General features: G+C 68.6%; 15 protein-coding genes. 4 read left to right on the top strand and 11 right to left on the bottom strand.

The genetic code is table 11. From position 1 onward, the window contains the following. Positions 1-271 precede the first annotated feature (271 nt). From ACWCQS_RS15585 to ACWCQS_RS15575, 3 genes are all read left to right on the top strand, one after another. The gene (locus ACWCQS_RS15585) at positions 272-1345 is read left to right on the top strand and encodes a ParA family protein (RefSeq protein ID WP_388623843.1); all 1074 of its coding nucleotides are present in this window, start codon (positions 272-274) and stop codon (positions 1343-1345) included. Further along, positions 1342-2442, top strand: coding sequence for a ParB/RepB/Spo0J family partition protein (locus ACWCQS_RS15580; RefSeq protein ID WP_451004908.1), 1101 nt, complete (start codon positions 1342-1344; stop codon positions 2440-2442). The genes ACWCQS_RS15585 and ACWCQS_RS15580 overlap by 4 nt, the downstream gene beginning before the upstream one ends. Positions 2443-2763: 321 nt before the next feature. Beyond that, positions 2764-3381: a GNAT family N-acetyltransferase gene (locus tag ACWCQS_RS15575; protein WP_451004907.1), complete on the top strand. Its 618-nt coding sequence runs from the start codon at positions 2764-2766 to the stop codon at positions 3379-3381. Between the two features lie 103 nt (positions 3382-3484). Here the strand turns inward: ACWCQS_RS15575 and trxA are convergent, their stop codons facing one another. The 7 genes from trxA to ACWCQS_RS15540 all read right to left on the bottom strand — a co-directional run bounded on the left by trxA (position 3485) and on the right by ACWCQS_RS15540 (position 13293). Continuing rightward, positions 3485-3817, bottom strand: coding sequence for a thioredoxin (trxA, locus tag ACWCQS_RS15570; RefSeq protein ID WP_388622784.1), 333 nt, complete (start codon positions 3815-3817; stop codon positions 3485-3487). A 47-nt stretch (positions 3818-3864) separates the two neighbouring features. Then, positions 3865-4836: a thioredoxin-disulfide reductase gene (gene trxB / locus ACWCQS_RS15565; protein ID WP_451004906.1), complete on the bottom strand. Its 972-nt coding sequence runs from the start codon at positions 4834-4836 to the stop codon at positions 3865-3867. A gap of 176 nt (positions 4837-5012) precedes the next feature. Then, entirely contained in the window at positions 5013-5939 is a 927-nt protein-coding gene (locus tag ACWCQS_RS15560; protein WP_451004905.1) for a hypothetical protein, read from the bottom strand. Beyond that, a complete protein-coding gene (gene sigM, locus ACWCQS_RS15555; protein WP_451004904.1) occupies positions 5936-6661 on the bottom strand; it encodes an RNA polymerase sigma factor SigM in 726 nt (241 codons plus the stop codon). The genes ACWCQS_RS15560 and sigM overlap by 4 nt, the downstream gene beginning before the upstream one ends. A gap of 22 nt (positions 6662-6683) precedes the next feature. Further along, entirely contained in the window at positions 6684-8381 is a 1698-nt protein-coding gene (locus ACWCQS_RS15550) for a protein kinase family protein (RefSeq protein WP_451004903.1), read from the bottom strand. Positions 8382-8499: 118 nt separating this feature from the next. After that, positions 8500-10866 (bottom strand): murein biosynthesis integral membrane protein MurJ, encoded by a 2367-nt coding sequence (gene murJ, locus ACWCQS_RS15545; protein WP_451004902.1) that lies wholly within the window; start codon positions 10864-10866, stop codon positions 8500-8502. 45 nt (positions 10867-10911) lie between these two features. After that, complete coding sequence (locus ACWCQS_RS15540) at positions 10912-13293, bottom strand: DUF6049 family protein (RefSeq protein WP_451004901.1); 2382 nt, start codon at positions 13291-13293, stop codon at positions 10912-10914. A gap of 276 nt (positions 13294-13569) precedes the next feature. On the opposite strand from ACWCQS_RS15540, the gene ACWCQS_RS15535 reads away from it, so the two are divergent. Beyond that, the gene (locus ACWCQS_RS15535; protein ID WP_388622768.1) at positions 13570-15036 is read left to right on the top strand and encodes a CCA tRNA nucleotidyltransferase; all 1467 of its coding nucleotides are present in this window, start codon (positions 13570-13572) and stop codon (positions 15034-15036) included. Between the two features lie 109 nt (positions 15037-15145). Here ACWCQS_RS15535 and ACWCQS_RS15530 read toward each other — a convergent pair whose 3' ends face one another. The 4 genes from ACWCQS_RS15530 to ACWCQS_RS15515 all read right to left on the bottom strand — a co-directional run bounded on the left by ACWCQS_RS15530 (position 15146) and on the right by ACWCQS_RS15515 (position 18980). Next, the gene (locus ACWCQS_RS15530) at positions 15146-15640 is read right to left on the bottom strand and encodes an LppU/SCO3897 family protein (protein ID WP_451004900.1); all 495 of its coding nucleotides are present in this window, start codon (positions 15638-15640) and stop codon (positions 15146-15148) included. Between the two features lie 124 nt (positions 15641-15764). Then, complete coding sequence (locus ACWCQS_RS15525; RefSeq protein ID WP_451004899.1) at positions 15765-17027, bottom strand: MFS transporter; 1263 nt, start codon at positions 17025-17027, stop codon at positions 15765-15767. Between the two features lie 149 nt (positions 17028-17176). Continuing rightward, entirely contained in the window at positions 17177-18259 is a 1083-nt protein-coding gene (locus ACWCQS_RS15520; protein WP_451004898.1) for an inositol-3-phosphate synthase, read from the bottom strand. 43 nt (positions 18260-18302) lie between these two features. Continuing rightward, positions 18303-18980 carry a PadR family transcriptional regulator gene (locus ACWCQS_RS15515; RefSeq protein WP_388622756.1) on the bottom strand — a complete coding sequence of 226 codons (678 nt, stop codon included), beginning with the start codon at positions 18978-18980 and terminating at the stop codon, positions 18303-18305. Between the last annotated feature and the right edge of the window lie 28 nt (positions 18981-19008).

The raw sequence follows: 19008 nt of genomic DNA, 5'->3' as shown, positions 1-19008 counted from the left end.
GTCGCCGTCGCTGTGCATCGTGTTTCACGTGAAACGTCGCTCACTGCTGCACGGGATCATCAGTCGTGGCCGCGCTGCGGCCGAACCGCGCGACCGCAAGCCCCTCGGTTCCCTGGGGGAGGATTCCGTCTCCCGGGGAACCCCGTCACTGTCCCAGGGCTCTCCACCCCTTCCACAGGGCACTTCGTCCCTCTCGAGGGGCACGGAGTTGTCCACAGAGGTGGATTTCTCCACAGAAGACCAGGCCTCACTGGTTCACGACCCCGAAGACATGGGAGGCTCTGTTCATTGCGAGCCTGAAGTCGAGGAGAGTGAATCCTTGCGGTCCGACGCCAACATCGCGGGACCGATGACCGATCCGGTCCCCGGTCCCCGTACCGAGTCGATGGGGGTGGATGTTTCACGTGAAACACCGCCTCCGATGGACGACACTCCGATCGGTCGTGCGGCCCAACTGGCGGTAGAGGCTCTGGGCCGCGCCGGCGAAGGCCTGCCACGGCCCGAGCAGACCAGAGTCATTGTGGTCGCCAACCAGAAGGGCGGCGTGGGTAAGACGACGACCACCGTCAACCTTGCTGCTTCGCTGGCTCTGCACGGCGGCCGGGTCCTTGTGATTGACCTCGACCCGCAGGGCAACGCGTCCACCGCCCTCGGAATCGACCACCATGCAGAAGTTCCCTCCATCTACGATGTGTTGGTGGAGAGTAAGCCTCTCGCCGAGGTCGTCCAGCCGGTCCCCGACGTCGAGGGACTCTTCTGTGCCCCCGCCACCATCGATCTCGCCGGTGCGGAGATCGAGTTGGTATCCCTGGTGGCCCGTGAGAGTCGACTGCAGCGGGCGATCCAGGCCTATGAACAGCCGTTGGACTACATCCTCATCGACTGCCCGCCCTCGCTCGGCCTGTTGACGGTCAACGCGCTGGTGGCGGGACAGGAGGTCCTCATTCCGATCCAGTGCGAGTACTACGCACTGGAGGGTCTGGGCCAGCTGCTGCGCAACGTCGACCTGGTGCGGGGGCACCTCAACCCCACGCTGCATGTGTCGACCATCCTGCTCACCATGTACGACGGCCGGACGCGTCTCGCTTCCCAGGTCGCGGAAGAGGTGCGCACCCACTTCGGCGACGAGGTGCTGCGGACAAGCATTCCCCGCTCGGTCCGTATCTCCGAGGCGCCGAGTTACGGGCAGACGGTGCTGACTTACGATCCTGGATCGAGCGGTGCCCTCTCGTATCTTGAGGCGGCCCGAGAAATCGCGCTGAAGGGCATCGGCATCAGCTATGACGCGAGCCAGGCCCACATCGGCGCCCAGAACGACCCGAGCATGGTGGAGGGGATCCAGTGAGTGAGCGACGGAGGGGGCTGGGGCGTGGTCTCGGCGCACTGATCCCCGCTGCCCCGACGGAGAAGACGTCGGCTCCGGCCGCGCTGGGAGGAGGGGGAGCCTCCGCCTCCCCCGCAGCCGTCCCGGTGCTGACGAACGAGCGCGGGGTTGCCGCGGCGAAGGTGGCCACACTGCCGCCTGTTTCACATGAAACCGAGGAGCCTCCGGCAAGCCCCGTCATGGAGACGCCGGCTGCTCCGATGGGCGCGCACTTCGCCGAGATCCCGCTCGACGCCATCTCGCCCAACCCGCGCCAGCCGCGCGATGTCTTCGACGAGGACGCGCTCCAGGAGCTGGTCACCTCCATCAAGGAGGTCGGGCTCCTTCAGCCGGTCGTCGTACGGCAGCTGGGTCCCGCCCGCTATGAGCTGATCATGGGCGAGCGTCGCTGGCGGGCCTGCCGCGAGGCCGGCCTGGAGGCCATCCCGGCGATCGTCCGGGCCACGGAGGACGAGAAGCTCCTCCTGGACGCGCTGCTGGAGAACCTGCACCGTGCACAGCTGAACCCGCTGGAAGAGGCGGCCGCCTACGACCAGCTGCTGAAGGACTTCAACTGCACGCATGACCAGCTGGCCGACCGGATCGGGCGCTCCCGGCCCCAGGTCTCCAACACGCTGCGTCTGCTGAAGCTCTCGCCGGCCGTCCAGAAGCGGGTGGCTGCCGGTGTCCTCTCCGCCGGGCATGCCCGGGCACTGTTGTCCATCGAGGACTCCGAGGAGCAGGACCGGCTGGCTCACCGCATCGTGGCCGAGGGGCTGTCGGTACGAGCCGTCGAGGAGATCGTGACCCTCATGGGTTCGCGGCCCCAGAAGCTTCAGCGTCCCAAGGGCCCGCGCGCCGGCTCCCGGCTGTCCCCGGCGCTGAACGAGCTGGCGACCCGTCTGTCGGACCGCTTCGAGACACGGGTGAAGGTCGACCTCGGCCAGAAGAAGGGCAAGATCACCGTTGAGTTCGCCTCGGTGGACGATCTGCAGCGGATCCTGAGCACGCTCGCTCCGGGTGAGGGTCCGGTGCTGCATCAGGAGCTGCAGGACGCGACGGACGACCAGGAGGACTGATCCTGGCCCGACCCACTCGGCCGTGCACAGAGCGGGCCGTGTCCGGTGTGTGCCGGAACACGGCTCGCTCTTTGCTTTGAGGCGGTATCGAGCGAATCGCATCGTGGATACGATGCGAACGGGTATGGCGCATCCACCGGACAGCATCTGCATTTCTGAGTGGGGAGACGGGGCCATGCGATCGATGAGCCGCACCGGACTGGTGAGCGCGGGCCTGAGCCTTGGAGCAGTCGGCGGATTCGTCGGCAGCCTGCTCAGGGAGCGGAGCGCTCTGACAGCCGCGCGTGATGCGGCGGGCGAAGGAAGCGAGGAACAGCCTTCATGGGGCGTCGGCTCGTGCCGCTCACGCTGGACAACCTTCAAGACCTTCCCCAACGCTGTCGGTCGTGTGTCTTCTGGGAGCTGGACCCCGTCAGCGGCGAAGCGGCGGTAAGGACGGGGACGTCGGCACTGGAGAAGGAAGCCTGGATCTCCGCAGTCCTGCTGGACTGGGGATCGTGCGGCCGGGTGGTGTACGTCGATGATGTACCGGTGGGTTTCGTTCTCTACGCCCCTCCGGCCTATGTCCCGCGCTCGACCGCCTTTCCCACGAGTCCCGTCTCGCCGGATGCCGTGCAGCTGATGACGGCGTTCATCATGCCCGGCTATCAGGGACAGGGGCTGGGCCGAGTGCTCGTGCAGACGGTCGCCAAGGATCTGCTGCGCCGAGGCTTCAAGGCGATCGAAGCCTTCGGTGACGCTCGCTGGAAGGAACCCGCCTGCCTGCTGCCGGCGGATCATCTTCTGGCCGTCGGCTTCAAAACGGTCCGGCAGCATCCCACGCATCCCCGGCTGCGGTTGGAGCTGCGGTCGACCCTCTCCTGGAAGGAAGACGTGGAGATGGCGCTCGACCGGCTTCTCGGAGCGGTTCAGAAGGAGCCGGCGCTGAGGCCGCTGTAGCGTCAGCACGGTGACATAAGCGAATGGGCCAACCCGGAAGGGTTGGCCCATTCGTGTTTCACGTGAAACATGCGCCGTCGCCCGGACAGCACGGTTCTCCGCCCTACTCGGCGATGAACTCCTCGAGGTCGCGAACGATCGCGGCCTTCGGCTTGGCACCGACGATGGTCTTGGCGACCTCGCCACCCTGGTAGACGTTCAGGGTGGGGATGGACATGACGCCGTACTTGGCGGCCGTGCCCGGGTTCTCGTCGATGTTCAGCTTGACGACCTCGATCTTCTCGCCGTACTCGGCAGCGATCGCCTCCAGGGACGGAGCGATCTGGCGGCACGGACCGCACCAGGCGGCCCAGAAGTCCACCAGGACGGGCTTGTCGCTCTTGAGGACGTCCTGCTCGAAGGAATCGTCGGTCACATTCTTCAGGCTGCCGGCCACGGCGGGCTCCTTAACTCGATCGTGCGGTGGGGCGGGGAAGGGGAAAGTCAGACGGCGGCGGACTTCTCGGGCTCGGCCTTGTCCTCGTCCGCCAGGGCGGAGAGGAAGCGCTCGGCGTCCAGAGCGGCGGAGCAGCCGGTGCCGGCCGCGGTGATCGCCTGGCGGTAGGTGTGGTCGACCACGTCACCGGCGGCGAAGACGCCGGTCACATTGGTGCGGGTGGACGGGGAGGCGACCTTCAGGTAACCCTCCTCGTCCAGGTCCAGCTGGCCCTTGAACAGCTCGGTGCGCGGGTCGTGGCCGATCGCGATGAACAGACCGGTCACGGGCAGCTGGGACAGTTCGCCGGTCTTGACGTTGCGCAGCTTCAGACCGGAGAGCTTCTGCTCGCCCTGGATCTCGGCGACCTCGCTGTCCCATACGAACTTGATCTTCGGGTCGCCGAAGGCACGCTCCTGCATCGCCTTGGAGGCACGCAGCGTGTCGCGGCGGTGGACGATCGTCACGGACTTGGCGAACCGCGAGAGGAAGGTGGCCTCCTCCATCGCGGTGTCACCGCCGCCGATCACGGCGATGTCCTGGTCCTTGAAGAAGAAGCCGTCGCAGGTCGCACACCAGGAGACACCGCGACCGGACAGCGCGTCCTCGTTGGGCAGGCCCAGCTTGCGGTGCTGGGAGCCGGTGGCGACGATGACGGCCTTCGCCTGGTGAACGGTGCCGGCGGTGTCGGTGACGGTCTTGATCTCACCGCTCAGGTCGACGGAGACGATGTCGTCCGGAATGAGCTCGGCGCCGAAGCGCTCTGCCTGCGCCCGCATGTTGTCCATGAGCTCGGGGCCCATGATGCCGTCGCGGAAGCCCGGGAAGTTCTCGACCTCGGTGGTGTTCATCAGCGCGCCACCAGCGGTGACGGCTCCCTCGAACACCAGGGGCTTCAGCGACGCGCGCGCGGTGTAGAGCGCCGCCGTGTAGCCTGCGGGCCCGGAGCCGATGATGATCACGTTACGGACGTCGCTCACGGCTTGATTCCTCGTCTCTGGTCTGTGTCAGTCGACCGGTGGGAGACCCTTTCAGGACTCTCACCCCACCCAACGGATCCTACGGGGCGCGCATTCCCGGTGTGCCGGGGCACACGCGTGCGTCGAGCCACGGAAGGAGCGGTCGAGCAGACTGTCGAGCAGACTGTCGAGCAGACTCAGGGGCGGGCGAAGGATTGCTTCAGAAGAACCGTGCCGGTGGAGCCGGGCTGTTGCCGGATACAGGCCGCGTCGACGATGTAGACCGTGACGCGTGCGCTGTCGGCGGCATCGGGCACCACGACCAGATAGGCGGACTTCCCGTCGTACGTTCCGGTCTTGGCGCCCAGGACGTCGTCGCCCCGGTGGAGCGCGGCCCGGACGCAGTCGGGGACGGCGACATCGGTCTGGATCAGGGTGTTAGCGCTCTCGGTCGAGTGAGGGGTGTTGTGCTCGGACTCGAGGCCCGATCGAGGTCGCTGGCCCAAAGGGGAGTTCTTCTTGTTGGTGAGCAGATCCTTCACCTGGCTCTGGACACTCGCGCCGGAAAAGGGACCGACGGAAGGCGTCGGCTTTCCGTGGGCCGTGGTGTCTGAGGAGTGATCGCCGAGCGACTGCAGCACCAATGACCCCACCCCCAGGACGGCCGCGGTCAGGACGGTTCCCAGGACCACACGCCGTCGGCGCCAGCCCCGCTCACGCCCCCTGCGTCCCGGACCGGTCGCCGCCTGAGGACGGCCGGCGGGCCGATCCGAGGGGAGCGATGTTTCACGTGAAACATGACCCTGGTCGTCCCCATGCCCCGGCTCGGTCTCCCTGGAGACCTGCGCGCTCGGCGGTTCCAGGGTGGACGGGCTGAGCAGTGCCTCAGCGGCGAGTGCGGCATCAATATGCTCGGCCACATCGGCCGGCATTCGCTCCGCTTTTGATAGGGATCCCAGCAGCCCCCGGATCTCCTCCAGCGAGGTATGGACGTCCGCACACAGCTCACACGTCTCCAGATGACGCCGTATGTCCGCGCTGCGATCCGGAGCCAGCAGGCCTTCGGTGAGGTCGGAGATCTCCGCGACGTCCGGGTGCCCGGCCGTGTCTGTCGTGGAACTCACGCTCGCCCACCTCCGCCCTTCACTACGGCTGAATCGCTCGGTCCCGCGTCCTCGGGGCTTCCGTTCGGAGCCCCCGTTGCCGGTGGGACGGATGTCCCCTCCACCCGGTTCCGTCCCCCGCCGGGTTCCTTTCCGCTTCCGGAACCTTCGGGCCGTAGATGAGTGAGCAGAGGCAGCAGCCGGGCTCTGCCCCGGGCGCACCGGCTTTTCACCGTGCCCGTCGGCACGTCCAGGATCTGTGCGGCCTCGGCCACGGGATACCCCTGCATGTCCACGAGGACCAGCGCGGCCCTCTGGTCGTGCGGAAGGGTGCCGAGCGCTTCGAAGAGCTGGCGCTGGACGTCGTTCCTCTCGGCCGGAGCCGAGGCCGACTCGTGCGGCTCCAGGAGCTGCTCGAGCCGCTCGGTGTCGTCGACCGGCGCGGTCTTCCGCGAGGCTGCCTTGCGGGCGCGGTCCAGGCAGGCGTTCACCGTGATCCGGTGCAGCCAGGTCGTGACCGCCGACTGCCCTCGAAAGGTATGCGCAGCCCGGTAGGCCGACACCAGTGCGTCCTGGACCGCATCGGCGGCCTCCTCACGGTCCCCCAGCGTCCGCAGTGCGACCGCCCACAGCCGATCCCGATGCCGCCGCACGATCTCACCGAAGGCATCGGGATCGCCTTCCACATGACGGGCGAGGAGATCCTTGTCGCTCACCCGGTCGTATCCGGCGCCCTCCGCCATCTGCCCCTCCCGAGTGGAGACCTCAGCTGGTCACCTTGACGTCTGCCACTCTGCCCCGCCAGTGGCCCGCCCCGTCCGAGGGCAGCTCAGTCAGCCACACCAGGAGGTACCGGGTCTTGAGGGGCTTGTCGGGCTTGAGTGTCACCGTCGTGCCCGAGCCGCTGGCAGCCTTGCTGTAGGCGTCGAACGATGTCGGTTCCGATCCGGCGTCAGCACTCGCGGCACGGAGCTCGACCGAGGTCTCCCCTAGGAAGGTGACGGTTGCCTTTCCGACCTGTTGGACCTGGCCCAGGTCGAGGATGACCCCGACGCCTGGCTTCAGGTTTCCGAACTTGGGGCTGAGGTAGAAGTCCGTCTGCCAGTAGGTGGAAGGACTGTTGTCGTAGACCTTTCCTACATCTTCGGGCTTCTCGGAGTGGTCTGCGCTGAACGGGTCGAAGTCGCGTGCCTTCTGGATGGCGATGGGCTTGCCCGAAGCCGAAGTCTTCGACCCCTTGTCCCCGTCGTCCGTCGTCTGGCTCTTGTTGGTGTCTTCGGACTTGCCCGCCTTGTCCATCAGTGCGTCCGCCAACTGCCAGCTGCCCAGACCGAGGGCGGCGATGAGGAGGGCGGACACCGTCCACTTCAGCACCTTGCCGGTACGGCTCTGCAGCGGGGGCGGCGGGGTCGCGATCGGCTGGGTGGCGCCGGGGCGCGGCGCGGGACGGCCGTACGTGCCCTGCTGGTAGGTCGTGCGCTGGTACTCCGGCGGGGCCGTGAAGGCCGGCTCCGGCGGGCGGATGCGGGGCATCTCGCCGATCGCCTTCACCAGCTCCTCCGGCGTGGTGCACGGGGCCTCGTGACGGGAGGCGGTGGCCCCGTCGTTGGCGAGTGCGCGCATGGCCAGTTCGGACAGGCCCCGGTGAACACCGGCCCGTACCTGGTCCGGCGCGATGAGGCCGACGCCCTTGGGTAGCCCGGACAGGCCGTACGCGTCGCTCTCGTACGGCCAGCGCTGGGTCAGCGCCGCGTACAGCAGGGCGCCGATCGCCTCGGTGTCGGTGCGTTGCGGGGTGTCGGAGCTGATGCCGCGCAGCGCGGCGTTCACGGCGAGGCCCCGGATGCGCCACTGGCCGGTCGAGGCGCGCAGGACGGCGTTGGGATTGAGCCGGAGATGGGCGAGGCCTTCGCGGTGCGCTGCGGCCATGGCGGAGGCGACCTGACTGACCATCTGGTAGGCGTCGTGCGGCTCCAGCGGGCCGGCCGCGACCAGCGTGGTCAGCTCGGTGGCGTCGGGCAGCCACTCGTGCACGACGTACACGAGGTCGTTCTCCTCGACGGCGTCGAGGACCTGCACGAAACGGGGGTCGCCGAGCAGCGCGGAGGAACGGGCGGCGGCAAGGACGGAACGGGCCCGTACGTGCTCCGCGGGCAGGATGTGGACGCCGACGGCACGACGGAGCTTCTCGTCGACCGCACGCCAGCTGCTGAATCCGTCCAGACGGGTGACGCACTCCTCCAGTCGGTAGCGTCTGGCGAGCTTGTGACCGCTGTGCAGTTCGGGAGGCGAGGCCTTCTGTCCGGAACCCTCGTTGCCGCTCCCCTGTGCCTCGTCGCTGTCCGTGTCCCGCTCCGGGTTCTTGGCCACCCCGTCGGCCGTGGACTGGTCCGCCTTGGCGGTCAGCGGCTGGTCGCCGCTGTTGTCTGCCACGTCGACGGCAGCCGTGCTCCGTTCCGCCACCGTCGTCCCTGCCTCCCCATCCGTTGCGCGCTGTCCGACGCCGAAACCAATTGTGCCCACAGTCCGCCGCTATGCACGACACACAGCGGCGGTCGATGGTTGTGCGCCTACCCCCGCCTCAGCGGCCCAGACGCCCGCGGACCATGCCCACGAGCGAGTTGAGTTCCTCGATGCGCATCCGCCGGGCGGCGACGAAGAAGATGCCGAGCAGAACGGCCCCGCCGACGAGCAGCGCGGCGAAGGAGCCGATGACGCCCTGGCCGAGGGTGCGCCCGATGCCGTAGCAGGCCGCGCCGCTGAGCAGGGCCGCCGGCACCGAGGCGATGCACAGGCGCGCGTACGTCCGCATCACCCGGACACCGTCCAGGTCACCGCCGAGCCGCTTGCGCAGCCGCCGCCAGGCGACACCCACACCGATCGCGTAGGCCAGGCCGTACGCGGCCGCCATGCCGGCCACCGCCCAGCGGGCGGGCAGCAGGAAGTAGCACAGGGCCGAGGCGCCCGCGTTGACGACGGCGACGATGACGGTGTTGTAGAAGGGCGTGCGGGTGTCCTCGTACGCGTAGAAGGCGCGCAGGACGACGTACTGCACCGAATACGGGATCAGGCCGAGGCCGAAGGCCATCAGCATGTAGCCCATGTTGGTGGCCTCGCTGGTGCCCGAGGAGCCGAAGATCAGCGTGCACATCGGGATGCCGAGCGCGAGGAAGCCGAAGGCGATCGGCACGATGGCGACCGCGGTGGTCCGCAGGCCCTGGGAGATGTCGTCGCGGACCGCGCCGCCGTCGCCCTCGGCGGCCGAGCGCGAGATGCGCGGCAGCAGGGCGGCCATGAGGGACACCGTGATGATGGCCTGCGGCAGGCCCCAGATCAGCTGGGCGTTGGCGTAGGCGGCGAACCCGGTGCCGGCGACGCCGGAGTCCTTGGCGGCCGCCGTGGACAGCTGGGTGACGATCATGGCGCCGGCCTGGTTGGCGAGGACGAACAGGACCGTCCACTTGGCGAGCATCGCCGCCTTGCCGAGGCCGTGGCCGCGCCAGTCGAACCGGAGCCGGATCCGGAAGCCCGTCTCGCGCAGGTACGGGATCATCGCCAGGGCCTGGACGACCAGACCGAGCAGCACACCGATGCCGAGCAGCCGCTGGCCCTCCGGCGGGATGTTCGTGACGGTCATGTGGGAGTGGGCGGCGGTGCCGTAGACCCAGATGAACAAGCCGAGCGTCACGATGATGACGATGTTGTTCAGGACCGGCGTCCACATCATCGCGCCGAACTTCCCGCGGGCGTTGAGGATCTGACCCATCACCACATGGATGCCCATGAAGAAGATCGAGGGCAGGAAGTAGCGGGTGAAGGTGACCGCCACGTCGTTGGCCGCGGGGTTGGAGGCGACCGAGTTGGACAGCATGCGCACCAGCAGCGGTGCCGCGAACATCGCGAGACCGGTCAGCGCGGCCAGAGCCACCATCACCAGGGTCAGCAGACGGTTGGCGAAGGCCTCGCCGCCGTCGTCGTCCTCCTTCATCGCCCGCACCAGTTGCGGCACGAAGACGGAGTTGAGACCACCGCCGACGGTGAGAATGTAGATCATCGTCGGCAGCTGGTAGGCGACCTGGAAGGAGTCGCCGAGGAAGTAGAGGCCGAGCGCCGAGACGATCAGCGCCGAGCGGATGAAACCGGTGAGGCGGGAGACCATCGTGCCCGCCGCCATCACGGCACTGGACTTCAGCAGCCCGGCGGCCTTGCCACCCTTCTTCGCGGGCGCGGCGGAGGGAGCGGGAGCCGTCGCCGGCTCGGGTTCCGCGTCCCGGTACGGGCCGGCGGGATCCGGCGCCGCGGCCGGGGCGGGCACCGGCGGCTGCGCCGGGTTGCCCGGGACAGCCTGGTAGGACGCCTCGGCGTACGGGTTGCCCTGTTGGGGGCCCTGGCCGGGTGCCGGAGGGTACTGGCCGGCGGGGCCGTACCCGGTGCCCGGAGCGGCGGCCGGCCGCGCGTAGCCGGGCGGATCCATGGGCGCGTGCCCACCGCTGTGCTGCTGGTCCTTGAACAGATGCGCGAAGGCGTCCGGCTCGTGGTACTCCTCGCCGGAGTGCGTGACCAGGTCGTCGACACCGACGTACTGGGTCTTGCGCGGGTCGTCGCCGTACGGCAGGTGCGGGGTGGCACCCTCCGGCTCGGGCGCCGGTGTCTGCGCCCACACCCGCGGGTCGGGCGCGTACGGAGACTGGGCGGGCTGACCGTAGAGCGGCTGCTGTCCGTAGCCGTCCTGAGCGGGCGGTGGGTGCGCGGCGCGGTCGTAGAGCGCCTCGGCGACGGGATCCTGGGCGGCGAGGTCGTCTCCCCGGTAGGGATCCTGGTCGTAGGCGTCCTGGAGGTACATGTCGGCCGCCGGCTGCGGCGGTACCTGGCCGGGCTCCGGCGGTGTCTCGGGGTAGCCCGAGCCGGCCGCGCCCTGGCCGCGATCACCGTCGTACGGCGCGTTCATGCTTACCCCACCTCATCGTCCCTGGCCCACCGGCCACGACATCGCTCAACGGTCCACTCTCTCACCCGTCCCGGACGGGTCGGGGCTTTCCGGTGCGGTGTCCGGCGCAGGGTCACTCGGGTGCTTCCGCTCGTCTGCCCCGGCCGGAGAGACCGAATCCTCCGGGTCCTCCGGGAGACGGTCTGCGGGGGCCTCGGGGTTCCCGGGCTCGTAGGCGTCCCGCTCTTCCGCATCGGGGCCGTCCTCCTCCGCCTGGCGGGCGGATGCGCGCTTGCGCTGGGTGTACATCCGGAAACCGGCGAGGACGAGGAGAAGTACACCGCCGCCGATGACCAGCATCACCGTGGGCGTGATCTCGGTGACCTTCACATCGAAGCTGACGGCGTCGCCGTACTTCTGGCCGTCCTCCGTGTACAGCTGGGCGATCACCGTGACCCGGCCGTTGGCGTTGGCCGACGTGGTGAACTTCACGGACTGGCTGTGCCCACCCGAGATCTCCACCGGCTGCTCGGAGTAGGCCTTGCCGCCGATCTTCAGACGGGTCGGCATGGTCGAGGTGAGGCGCAGAATCAGATGGCCGACCGGCTGGACGAGGTTGTTCTGGACGGTCACCGGGATGGTGGCGCTGCGTCCGGAGAGCTTGGTCTCCGACTTGTCGATCAGCTTGACCTGGTCGGCCAGCTCGTCGAGCCAGCCTTCCACGCCGTCGCGGTAGTTCTGCGCGTGCCAGCTGCTGCCGTTCCACGACGTGGACATCTCACGGTTTATGGCCCGCCCGAACGGTGTGACGACGCGGGACTGGTCGGAGAGGATCACCTGGAAGCTGTCGAGCTTGTCCTGGGTGCGCGCGATCTGCTCGAAGGCCGTCCGCGGCAGTTCCTGCGAGCGCAGCGAGGAGGGGTAGGCGGATGCCGACGGGATGTGCGTGGTGGCGTTCGGGTCCGGCTTGTCCTTGGCCGCTGCGGAGAGGTCCTGGGACTGCGACCAGTTCCCGCCCTCGAGCGCCTTCAGCGCCGCCGCCATTGCCTGGGCCTGGCCCGCGGTGGGCATGCGCTGCGGGGCGATCACGATGCTGCGCTGCTTGTCCGTCTGCGCGTTCACCTCGAGGCTCTGCGCCAGGAACTCCTGCACGGCGAGCGTGGCCGAGTCCGCCTTCGTCAGATCGCCCTCGAAGGCCGTGGACAGCCGGGCGTCGGAGACCACCGCTGTGATGCCTCCGCCGACCGGCCGGGCGGCGGAGGGCGTGTACGGCAGCCCGGCGGTCTCCTGGAGGCTGTCGCTGCGGGCGATCACGTGGTCGGCCCCGGCGGAGGTCGCGACCTTCATGATCGCCGGATCCACGGCGCCCTCCACCGGCCAGGCGAAGTCGGTGGTCGGTGTGACGTGGAGCACGGTCTTGACGGTGGTGGCGGCCACGTCGGTCGCGTCCTTGAGGTGGCTGAGGGAGCCGGTGACGCTGGTGCCGTTGTGAGCCAGGGACGCCAGGTCCGGGTCGGCGAAGGGCAGCGCGACGACCTCCTTGCCCGCCACCGCGTCCTGCAGGTTCGCCAGCCACTGCTTGGCGAGCGCCTGGTGGTCCTTCGGGCCGGGCGTGGTGGTGCCCCCGTTGCCCGGCAGCCGGTAGTTGCCGGTCGCCATCGCGTCCACCGAGGCCAGCAGGTCCGGGTCGATCACCCAGGTGACGTCCAGGTCCTTGCCCAGGTCCACCATCTGGGCCAGTCGGCCGCCCGGCGCGAGTTCCTTGGCCAGATTGTCGTTGCGGAACACCGGCGTCTGGAGCTCGCCGGCGCCGGTCTTGGCCGTCATGTGGACCGTGGAGATCAGCGGCCACAGGTACGTCGTCTTGGTCTTGGTGTCGGCCTCGGACGGCTGCCACGGCAGGAACGTGCGCTGGATGCCGAGCACCTGGTCCCAGGGCTGGGCGGCGGTCTGGCCGGAGAGGGTGACATCGAGCTCGTAGACGCCGTCATTGCCGAGGTCGAGCTTGTCCACGGGAACGGAGATGCTGAACTGCTCCGCGACGCCCGGGGACAGCTTGGCGAACTTCTCCACGTACTTGCCGCCGACCTCGGAGCCGGTTCCGCCCGTCAGGTCGTCGGAATGCTGGGCGACGGAGTCGATCCCCGAGCGGGTGTCCAGCATGGGGCCCACCCGCAGGCCCACATGGGCGCCGGTGACGCTCTGCTTGCCGTTGTTGGTCACAGAGCCCGTCACGGTCACCGTGTCCCCGTCCGTGGGGGCGCTGGGGGTCAGTGAGTCCAGGGAGACGGACACCCTGTCCGAGGAGGCGGCCTGGGCGGGCGCCGCCGCGGGCAGCTGGAGCAGCCCGGCCAGCAGCGGCGCACCAGCGAGCAGCGCGCCGGTGCGTCGCAGCCACCGGCGGGCAGATGAGGCACTGGTCCTCTGGAGTTCAGCCGCCTCGGCCACGCGCTCGCCCGTCCCTCGTCGTCAGTGGTCGTCGGAATGTGCGTCCACGCATGGTAACGATGCGCGCTGAGGGGAAGTGCCGCGGTCTACATCACAAGATCGAAGAACAGCGGCGTCCCGTCCTCTATATCCAGTATCGAGCGGAGAGCTTCCGTACGCCGTGAGGGCAGTGCTTGCGACGGGTATGCAGGGAGCTGTCCGCGGCGCCTGCCGGCCGGCCGCACCTCGGCCAAATGGAGGCGCCCCTGGTCGCCGGGGCACGTACCCTGTTCTGTTGTGCCGAACCCCAACGAAGACACTCCCTCTGCCCTGAGCCAGGCGCAGCAGCGCGCGGTCGCCGAGCTGCTGCGGGTGGCCCCCGTCGCCGACGATCTCGCCCGCCGATTCCAGGAGGCCGGGTTCTCCCTCGCCTTGGTCGGCGGATCGGTACGCGACGCGCTGCTCGGCCGGCTCGGCAATGACCTGGACTTCACGACCGACGCCCGCCCCGAGGACGTACTGAAGATCGTGCGTCCCTGGGCGGACGCCGTCTGGGAGGTCGGCATCGCCTTCGGTACCGTCGGCGCGCAGAAAGCCGCCCGTGTCGGGGACACCGACTGGCAGTTTCAGATCGAGATCACCACTTACCGGTCGGAGGCCTACGACCGCACCTCGCGCAAGCCCGAGGTGTCGTACGGCGACTCCATCGAGGAGGATCTGGTCCGCCGGGACTTCACGGTCAACGCGATGGCCGTCGCGCTGCCGGAGAAGGAGTTCATTGACCCGTACGGAGGCCTGGAGGATCTCGCGGCGCGCGTGCTGCGGACGCCGGGCACACCCGAGGAGTCCTTCTCGGACGATCCGCTGCGGATGATGCGTGCCGCCCGGTTCGCCGCCCAGCTGGACTTCGCGGTCGCCCCCGAGGTCGTCACCGCGATGACGGACATGGCCGGCCGTATCGAGATCGTGTCGGCCGAGCGGGTCCGGGACGAGCTGAACAAGCTGATCCTGTCCGCGCACCCGCGTAAGGGCCTGGGCCTGCTCGTCGAGACCGGGCTCGCCGACCATGTGCTGCCCGAGCTGCCGGCGCTACGCCTGGAGCGGGACGAGCACCACCGGCACAAGGATGTCTACGACCACACGCTGATCGTCCTGGAGCAGGCGATCGCGCTGGAGCAGGAGGGTCCCGACCTCACGCTGCGGCTGGCCGCCCTGCTGCACGACATCGGCAAGCCGCGCACGCGCCGCTTCGAGAAGGACGGCCGGGTCTCGTTCCACCACCACGAGGTGGTCGGTGCCAAGATGACCAAGAAGCGCATGACCGCCTTGAAGTACTCCAACGAGCTGGTGAAGGACGTCTCAAGGCTGGTCGAACTTCACCTGCGCTTCCACGGCTACGGCACCGGGGAGTGGACGGACTCGGCGGTGCGCCGCTATGTCCGTGACGCGGGCCCGCTGCTGGACCGCCTGCACAAGCTCACCCGGTCGGACTGCACCACCCGCAACAAGCGCAAGGCGGCCGCGCTGTCCCGGGCCTACGACGGCCTGGAGGAGCGTATCGCCCAACTGCAGGAGCAGGAGGAGCTGGACGCGATCCGCCCGGACCTCGACGGCAACCAGATCATGGAGATCCTGGGGGTCGGCCCGGGTCCTGTCGTCGGCAAGGCGTACAAGCACATGCTGGAGCTGCGTCTGGAGAACGGTCCGATGGAGTACGACGCGGCGGTGGCGGCTCTCAAGGACTGGTGGGCCGAGCAGAACTGATCTCTGCCGGGCCGGGCTCGGCAATGTTTCACGTGAAACACCGGCCGGACCGAACGCAACGAAGGGGCGATGTTTCACGTGAAACATCGCCCCTTGGCACGTTCAAGCGCTACTTGTTGTCTCCCAGGCAGAGGACGAACGAGTCGCTGCCTTCTTTCCACTCGATGGCAGCGGTCGTACCCTGGACCGACTGGCAGGCGAGTTGAGCAAGACTGGTGCTGCCGTCCTTCTTGAGCACCTTGTAGTCCGCCTTCGAGTCACTGCAGTCCAGCTGCTCGATCTTCGGGTCGCTGTCGGTCCCCTTGTTCGTCAGGCAGTCGCCGACAGCCAGCTTCTGGGTGTCGTCGTTGTGGCTGTTGAGGTAGCCGCCGGCCGCCGCGATAAGGCCGACGACGATGATGGCTATACGCACGTACAGTTTGACGTTGCGCTTCGGCCGCTGAGGCGGCACCGGCGCGTACGGTGCCGCCCCCTGCTGGGGGAAGCCAGGCTGGCCCGGCTGCTGCGGGTAGCCGCCCTGCGGAGGGTACGGAGCCGGGGGCTGGCCGTACGCCTGCTGGCCCTGTGCGAATGGGTTCTGGCCCTGGGGCGGCGGAGTCGTCACTTTGGTGTCCCCCTAGGAGAGTTGGTGAGCAGCGCAGATAAGCGGCGCGTAAGACGCACGTAAGTTACCGGGCTCCACTGACACCCCTGTGGCTCAGGGCAACTCTGTGGCTTTGATGTGACACTCAGCGGCGTTCAAAGCGGGCCATAGAAGCAGTAACCGCCGCGTAGATGGCGGCGACGGTGACGACCAGCGTGGCCGAGCGTCCGTCCGGGGGCAGCATCAGGGCCGCCACTCCGGCCGCTCCGACGAAGGCCACGTTGAACAGGACGTCGTACACGGAGAAGATCCGGCCGCGGAAGCCGTCGTCGACGGCGGCCTGGACGATCGTGTCCGTGGAGATCTTCGCGCCCTGTGTGATCAGCCCCAGGACGAAGGCCGCGACCAAGAGGGGCCCGGTTGCGAACGGGAGGCCGAGAGCCGGCTCCAGCACGGTGGCGGCGCCGGAGCACACCACGATCCAGCGCCCGGGCCCGAGTCGTCCTGCCGCCCACGGCGTCACCGCGGCGGCCGCGAAGAATCCCGCACCCGACAGGGCCAGCGCGAGCCCGAGCAGCCGGAGCCCGCCCTCGGGGCTCGTGGAGAGGGCGTACCGGCACAGCATCAGCAGCAGAACGAGGAGCGCGCCGTAGCAGAAGCGCATCAGCGTCATCGAGGTCAGCGCCCATGCGGCTTCCCCGCGTTGCGGCGCGGCCAGATGACGCACGGCCGCCCTGAGCTCGCGCGCCGTCTCGGTGAGGGCGGTGGCCATGTGCGGCCGTGTCGGCTGCCGGTCGGGACCGAGGAGCGTGGGAGGCATGGTCAGGGATGTCAGGCCGGCACACAGATAGAGGAAGGCGCCGAGGAGTACCACCGCCGCGTCGGAGTCGGACGCCACGAGCCGTACCGCGAAGGCGAGACCGCCGCCCGCGGTCGCGGCGAGTGTTCCGGCCGTCGGGGACAGGGAGTTGGCGAGCACCAGACGCTCGGCGTCCACCACCCGGGGCAGAGACGCGGACAGGCCGGCGAGCACGAAGCGGTTGACGGCCGTGACGCACAGCGCCGAGACGTAGAAGAGCCAGTCCGGGGCCTGGCTGACCATCAGCACGGCTGTGGCAGCGGCCAGCAGGGCGCGCAGCAGATTGCCGTGGACGAAGACCTGCCGGCGGCGCCAGCGGTCCAGCAGGACGCCCGCGAACGGGCCGACCAGTGAATAGGGGAGCAGCAGGACCGCCATCGCCGAGGCGATGGCGGTGGCCGAGGTCTGTTTCTCCGGGGAGAAGACGACGTACGCGGCGAGTGCTACCTGGTAGACGCCGTCGGCGCCCTGGGACAGGAGGCGGATGGAGAGCAGGCGTCGGAAGTACCGCAGGCGCAACAGGACGCGCAGGTCACGGACGACGGGCATGGGGCACAGCCTCACACATGCGGAAGGTCCCCGGGTCAGGGAACCCGGGGACCTTCACCGCCCTGGCAGGAGCGTTCTCGGGCGAGCGATCGCCTCGGGCGACGCGGCGCGCCGTACCTGGTCGAGCCGGCGCACCGCGCCTGGTCGAGCTAGCGCTCGACGTCGCCGCGGATGAACTTCTCGACGTTCTCGCGGGCCTCGTCGTCGAAGTACTGGACCGGCGGGGACTTCATGAAGTAGGAGGACGCCGACAGGATCGGGCCGCCGATGCCGCGGTCCTTGGCGATCTTCGCGGCGCGCAGGGCGTCGATGATGACACCCGCGGAGTTCGGGGAGTCCCAGACCTCGAGCTTGTACTCCAGGTTCAGCGGGACGTCACCGAAGGCACGGCCCTCGAGGCGGACGTAGGCCCACTTGCGGTCGTCCAGCCAGGCCACGTAGTCGGACGGGCCGATGTGGACGTTCTTCTCGCCGAGGTCCCGGTCGGGGATCTGGGAGGTGACGGACTGCGTCTTGGAGATCTTCTTGGACTCCAGGCGCTCGCGCTCGAGCATGTTCTTGAAGTCCATGTTGCCGCCGACGTTCAGCTGCATCGTGCGGTCCAGGATGACACCGCGGTCCTCGAACAGCTTCGCCATGACGCGGTGCGTGATGGTGGCGCCGACCTGGGACTTGATGTCGTCACCGACGATCGGCACACCGGCCTCGGTGAACTTGTCCGCCCACTCCTTGGTGCCGGCGATGAAGACCGGGAGGGCGTTGACGAAGGCGACCTTGGCGTCGATGGCGCACTGGGCGTAGAACTTCGCCGCGTCCTCGGAGCCGACCGGCAGGTAGCAGACCAGGACGTCGACCTGCTTGTCCTTCAGGACCTGGACGACGTCGACCGGCTCGGCGTCCGACTCCTCGATCGTCTGGCGGTAGTACTTGCCGAGACCGTCGAGGGTGTGGCCGCGCTGCACGGTGACACCGGTGCTGGGCACGTCGCAGATCTTGATGGTGTTGTTCTCGGAGGCGCCGATCGCGTCCGCGAGGTCGAGGCCGACCTTCTTGGCGTCGACGTCGAACGCGGCGACGAACTCGATGTCGCGCACGTGGTAGTCACCGAACTGCACGTGCATCAGGCCGGGGACCTTGGACGCCGGGTCGGCGTCCTTGTAGTACTCGACTCCCTGCACCAGCGACGCCGCGCAGTTGCCCACGCCGACGACGGCTACGCGAACCGAACCCATTCCGGTTGCTCCCTGTGTGTACGAGTGAGGCCCTGTGTGGGACTCACGTGGCGGTGTCTCCGGGCGTATCCGTCCGGGGGGTGTCCCCGGGACGGGGCAGGCCGCCCGTCGATCCAGTGGTGGTGTCCTGCTGAGCGGACTCCCCGGACGCGGAACCCTTCAGGTCCCGCCCGGCCCGCTCGCTCTCGATGAGCTCGTTCAGCCAGCGCACTTCGCGCTCCACGGACTCCATCCCGTGGCGCTGGAGCTCGAGTGTGTAGTCGTCGAGGCGCTCCCGCGTGCGCGCCAGGGAGGCGCGCATCTTCTCCAGGCGCTCCTCCAGGCGGCTGCGCCGGCCCTCCAGTACGCGCATGCGCACATCGCGCGACGTCTGCCCGAAGAAGGCGAAGCGTGCGGCGAAATGCTCGTCCTCGTACGCGTCGGGGCCGGTCTGCGAGAGCAGCTGCTCGAAGTGCTCCTTACCTTCTGCCGTCAATCGGTACACGATCTTCGCTCGGCGTCCGGCGAGCGGAGCGGCGTCCTCGTGGGTGCTGCCCGGCTCCTCGATCAACCAGCCGTTGGCGACCAGCGTCTTGAGGCAGGGATAGAGGGTTCCGTAACTGAACGCGCGGAACACACCCAGGGACGTGTTGAGTCGTTTGCGCAGCTCATAGCCGTGCATCGGGGACTCGCGCAGCAGGCCGAGCACGGCGAACTCGAGGATGCCGGAACGTCGGCTCATCGTCGCCTCCTCTCGGTCCGCTGATCGC

The organism is Streptomyces sp. NPDC002076 (genome assembly GCF_053593835.1).
This window is presented reverse-complemented; position numbering and strand designations above follow the sequence as displayed.

Coding starts and splice junctions, on each gene's coding strand:
- ACWCQS_RS15585 (WP_388623843.1), top strand. CDS start 272: ATGGGAGGCTCTGTTCATTGCGAGCCTGAAGTCGAGGAGAGTGAATCC.
- ACWCQS_RS15575 (WP_451004907.1), top strand. CDS start 2,764: ATGGGGCGTCGGCTCGTGCCGCTCACGCTGGACAACCTTCAAGACCTT.
- sigM (WP_451004904.1), bottom strand. CDS start 6,661: ATGGCGGAGGGCGCCGGATACGACCGGGTGAGCGACAAGGATCTCCTC.
- murJ (WP_451004902.1), bottom strand. CDS start 10,866: ATGAACGCGCCGTACGACGGTGATCGCGGCCAGGGCGCGGCCGGCTCG.
- ACWCQS_RS15525 (WP_451004899.1), bottom strand. CDS start 17,027: ATGCCCGTCGTCCGTGACCTGCGCGTCCTGTTGCGCCTGCGGTACTTC.
- ACWCQS_RS15520 (WP_451004898.1), bottom strand. CDS start 18,259: ATGGGTTCGGTTCGCGTAGCCGTCGTCGGCGTGGGCAACTGCGCGGCG.
- ACWCQS_RS15515 (WP_388622756.1), bottom strand. CDS start 18,980: ATGAGCCGACGTTCCGGCATCCTCGAGTTCGCCGTGCTCGGCCTGCTG.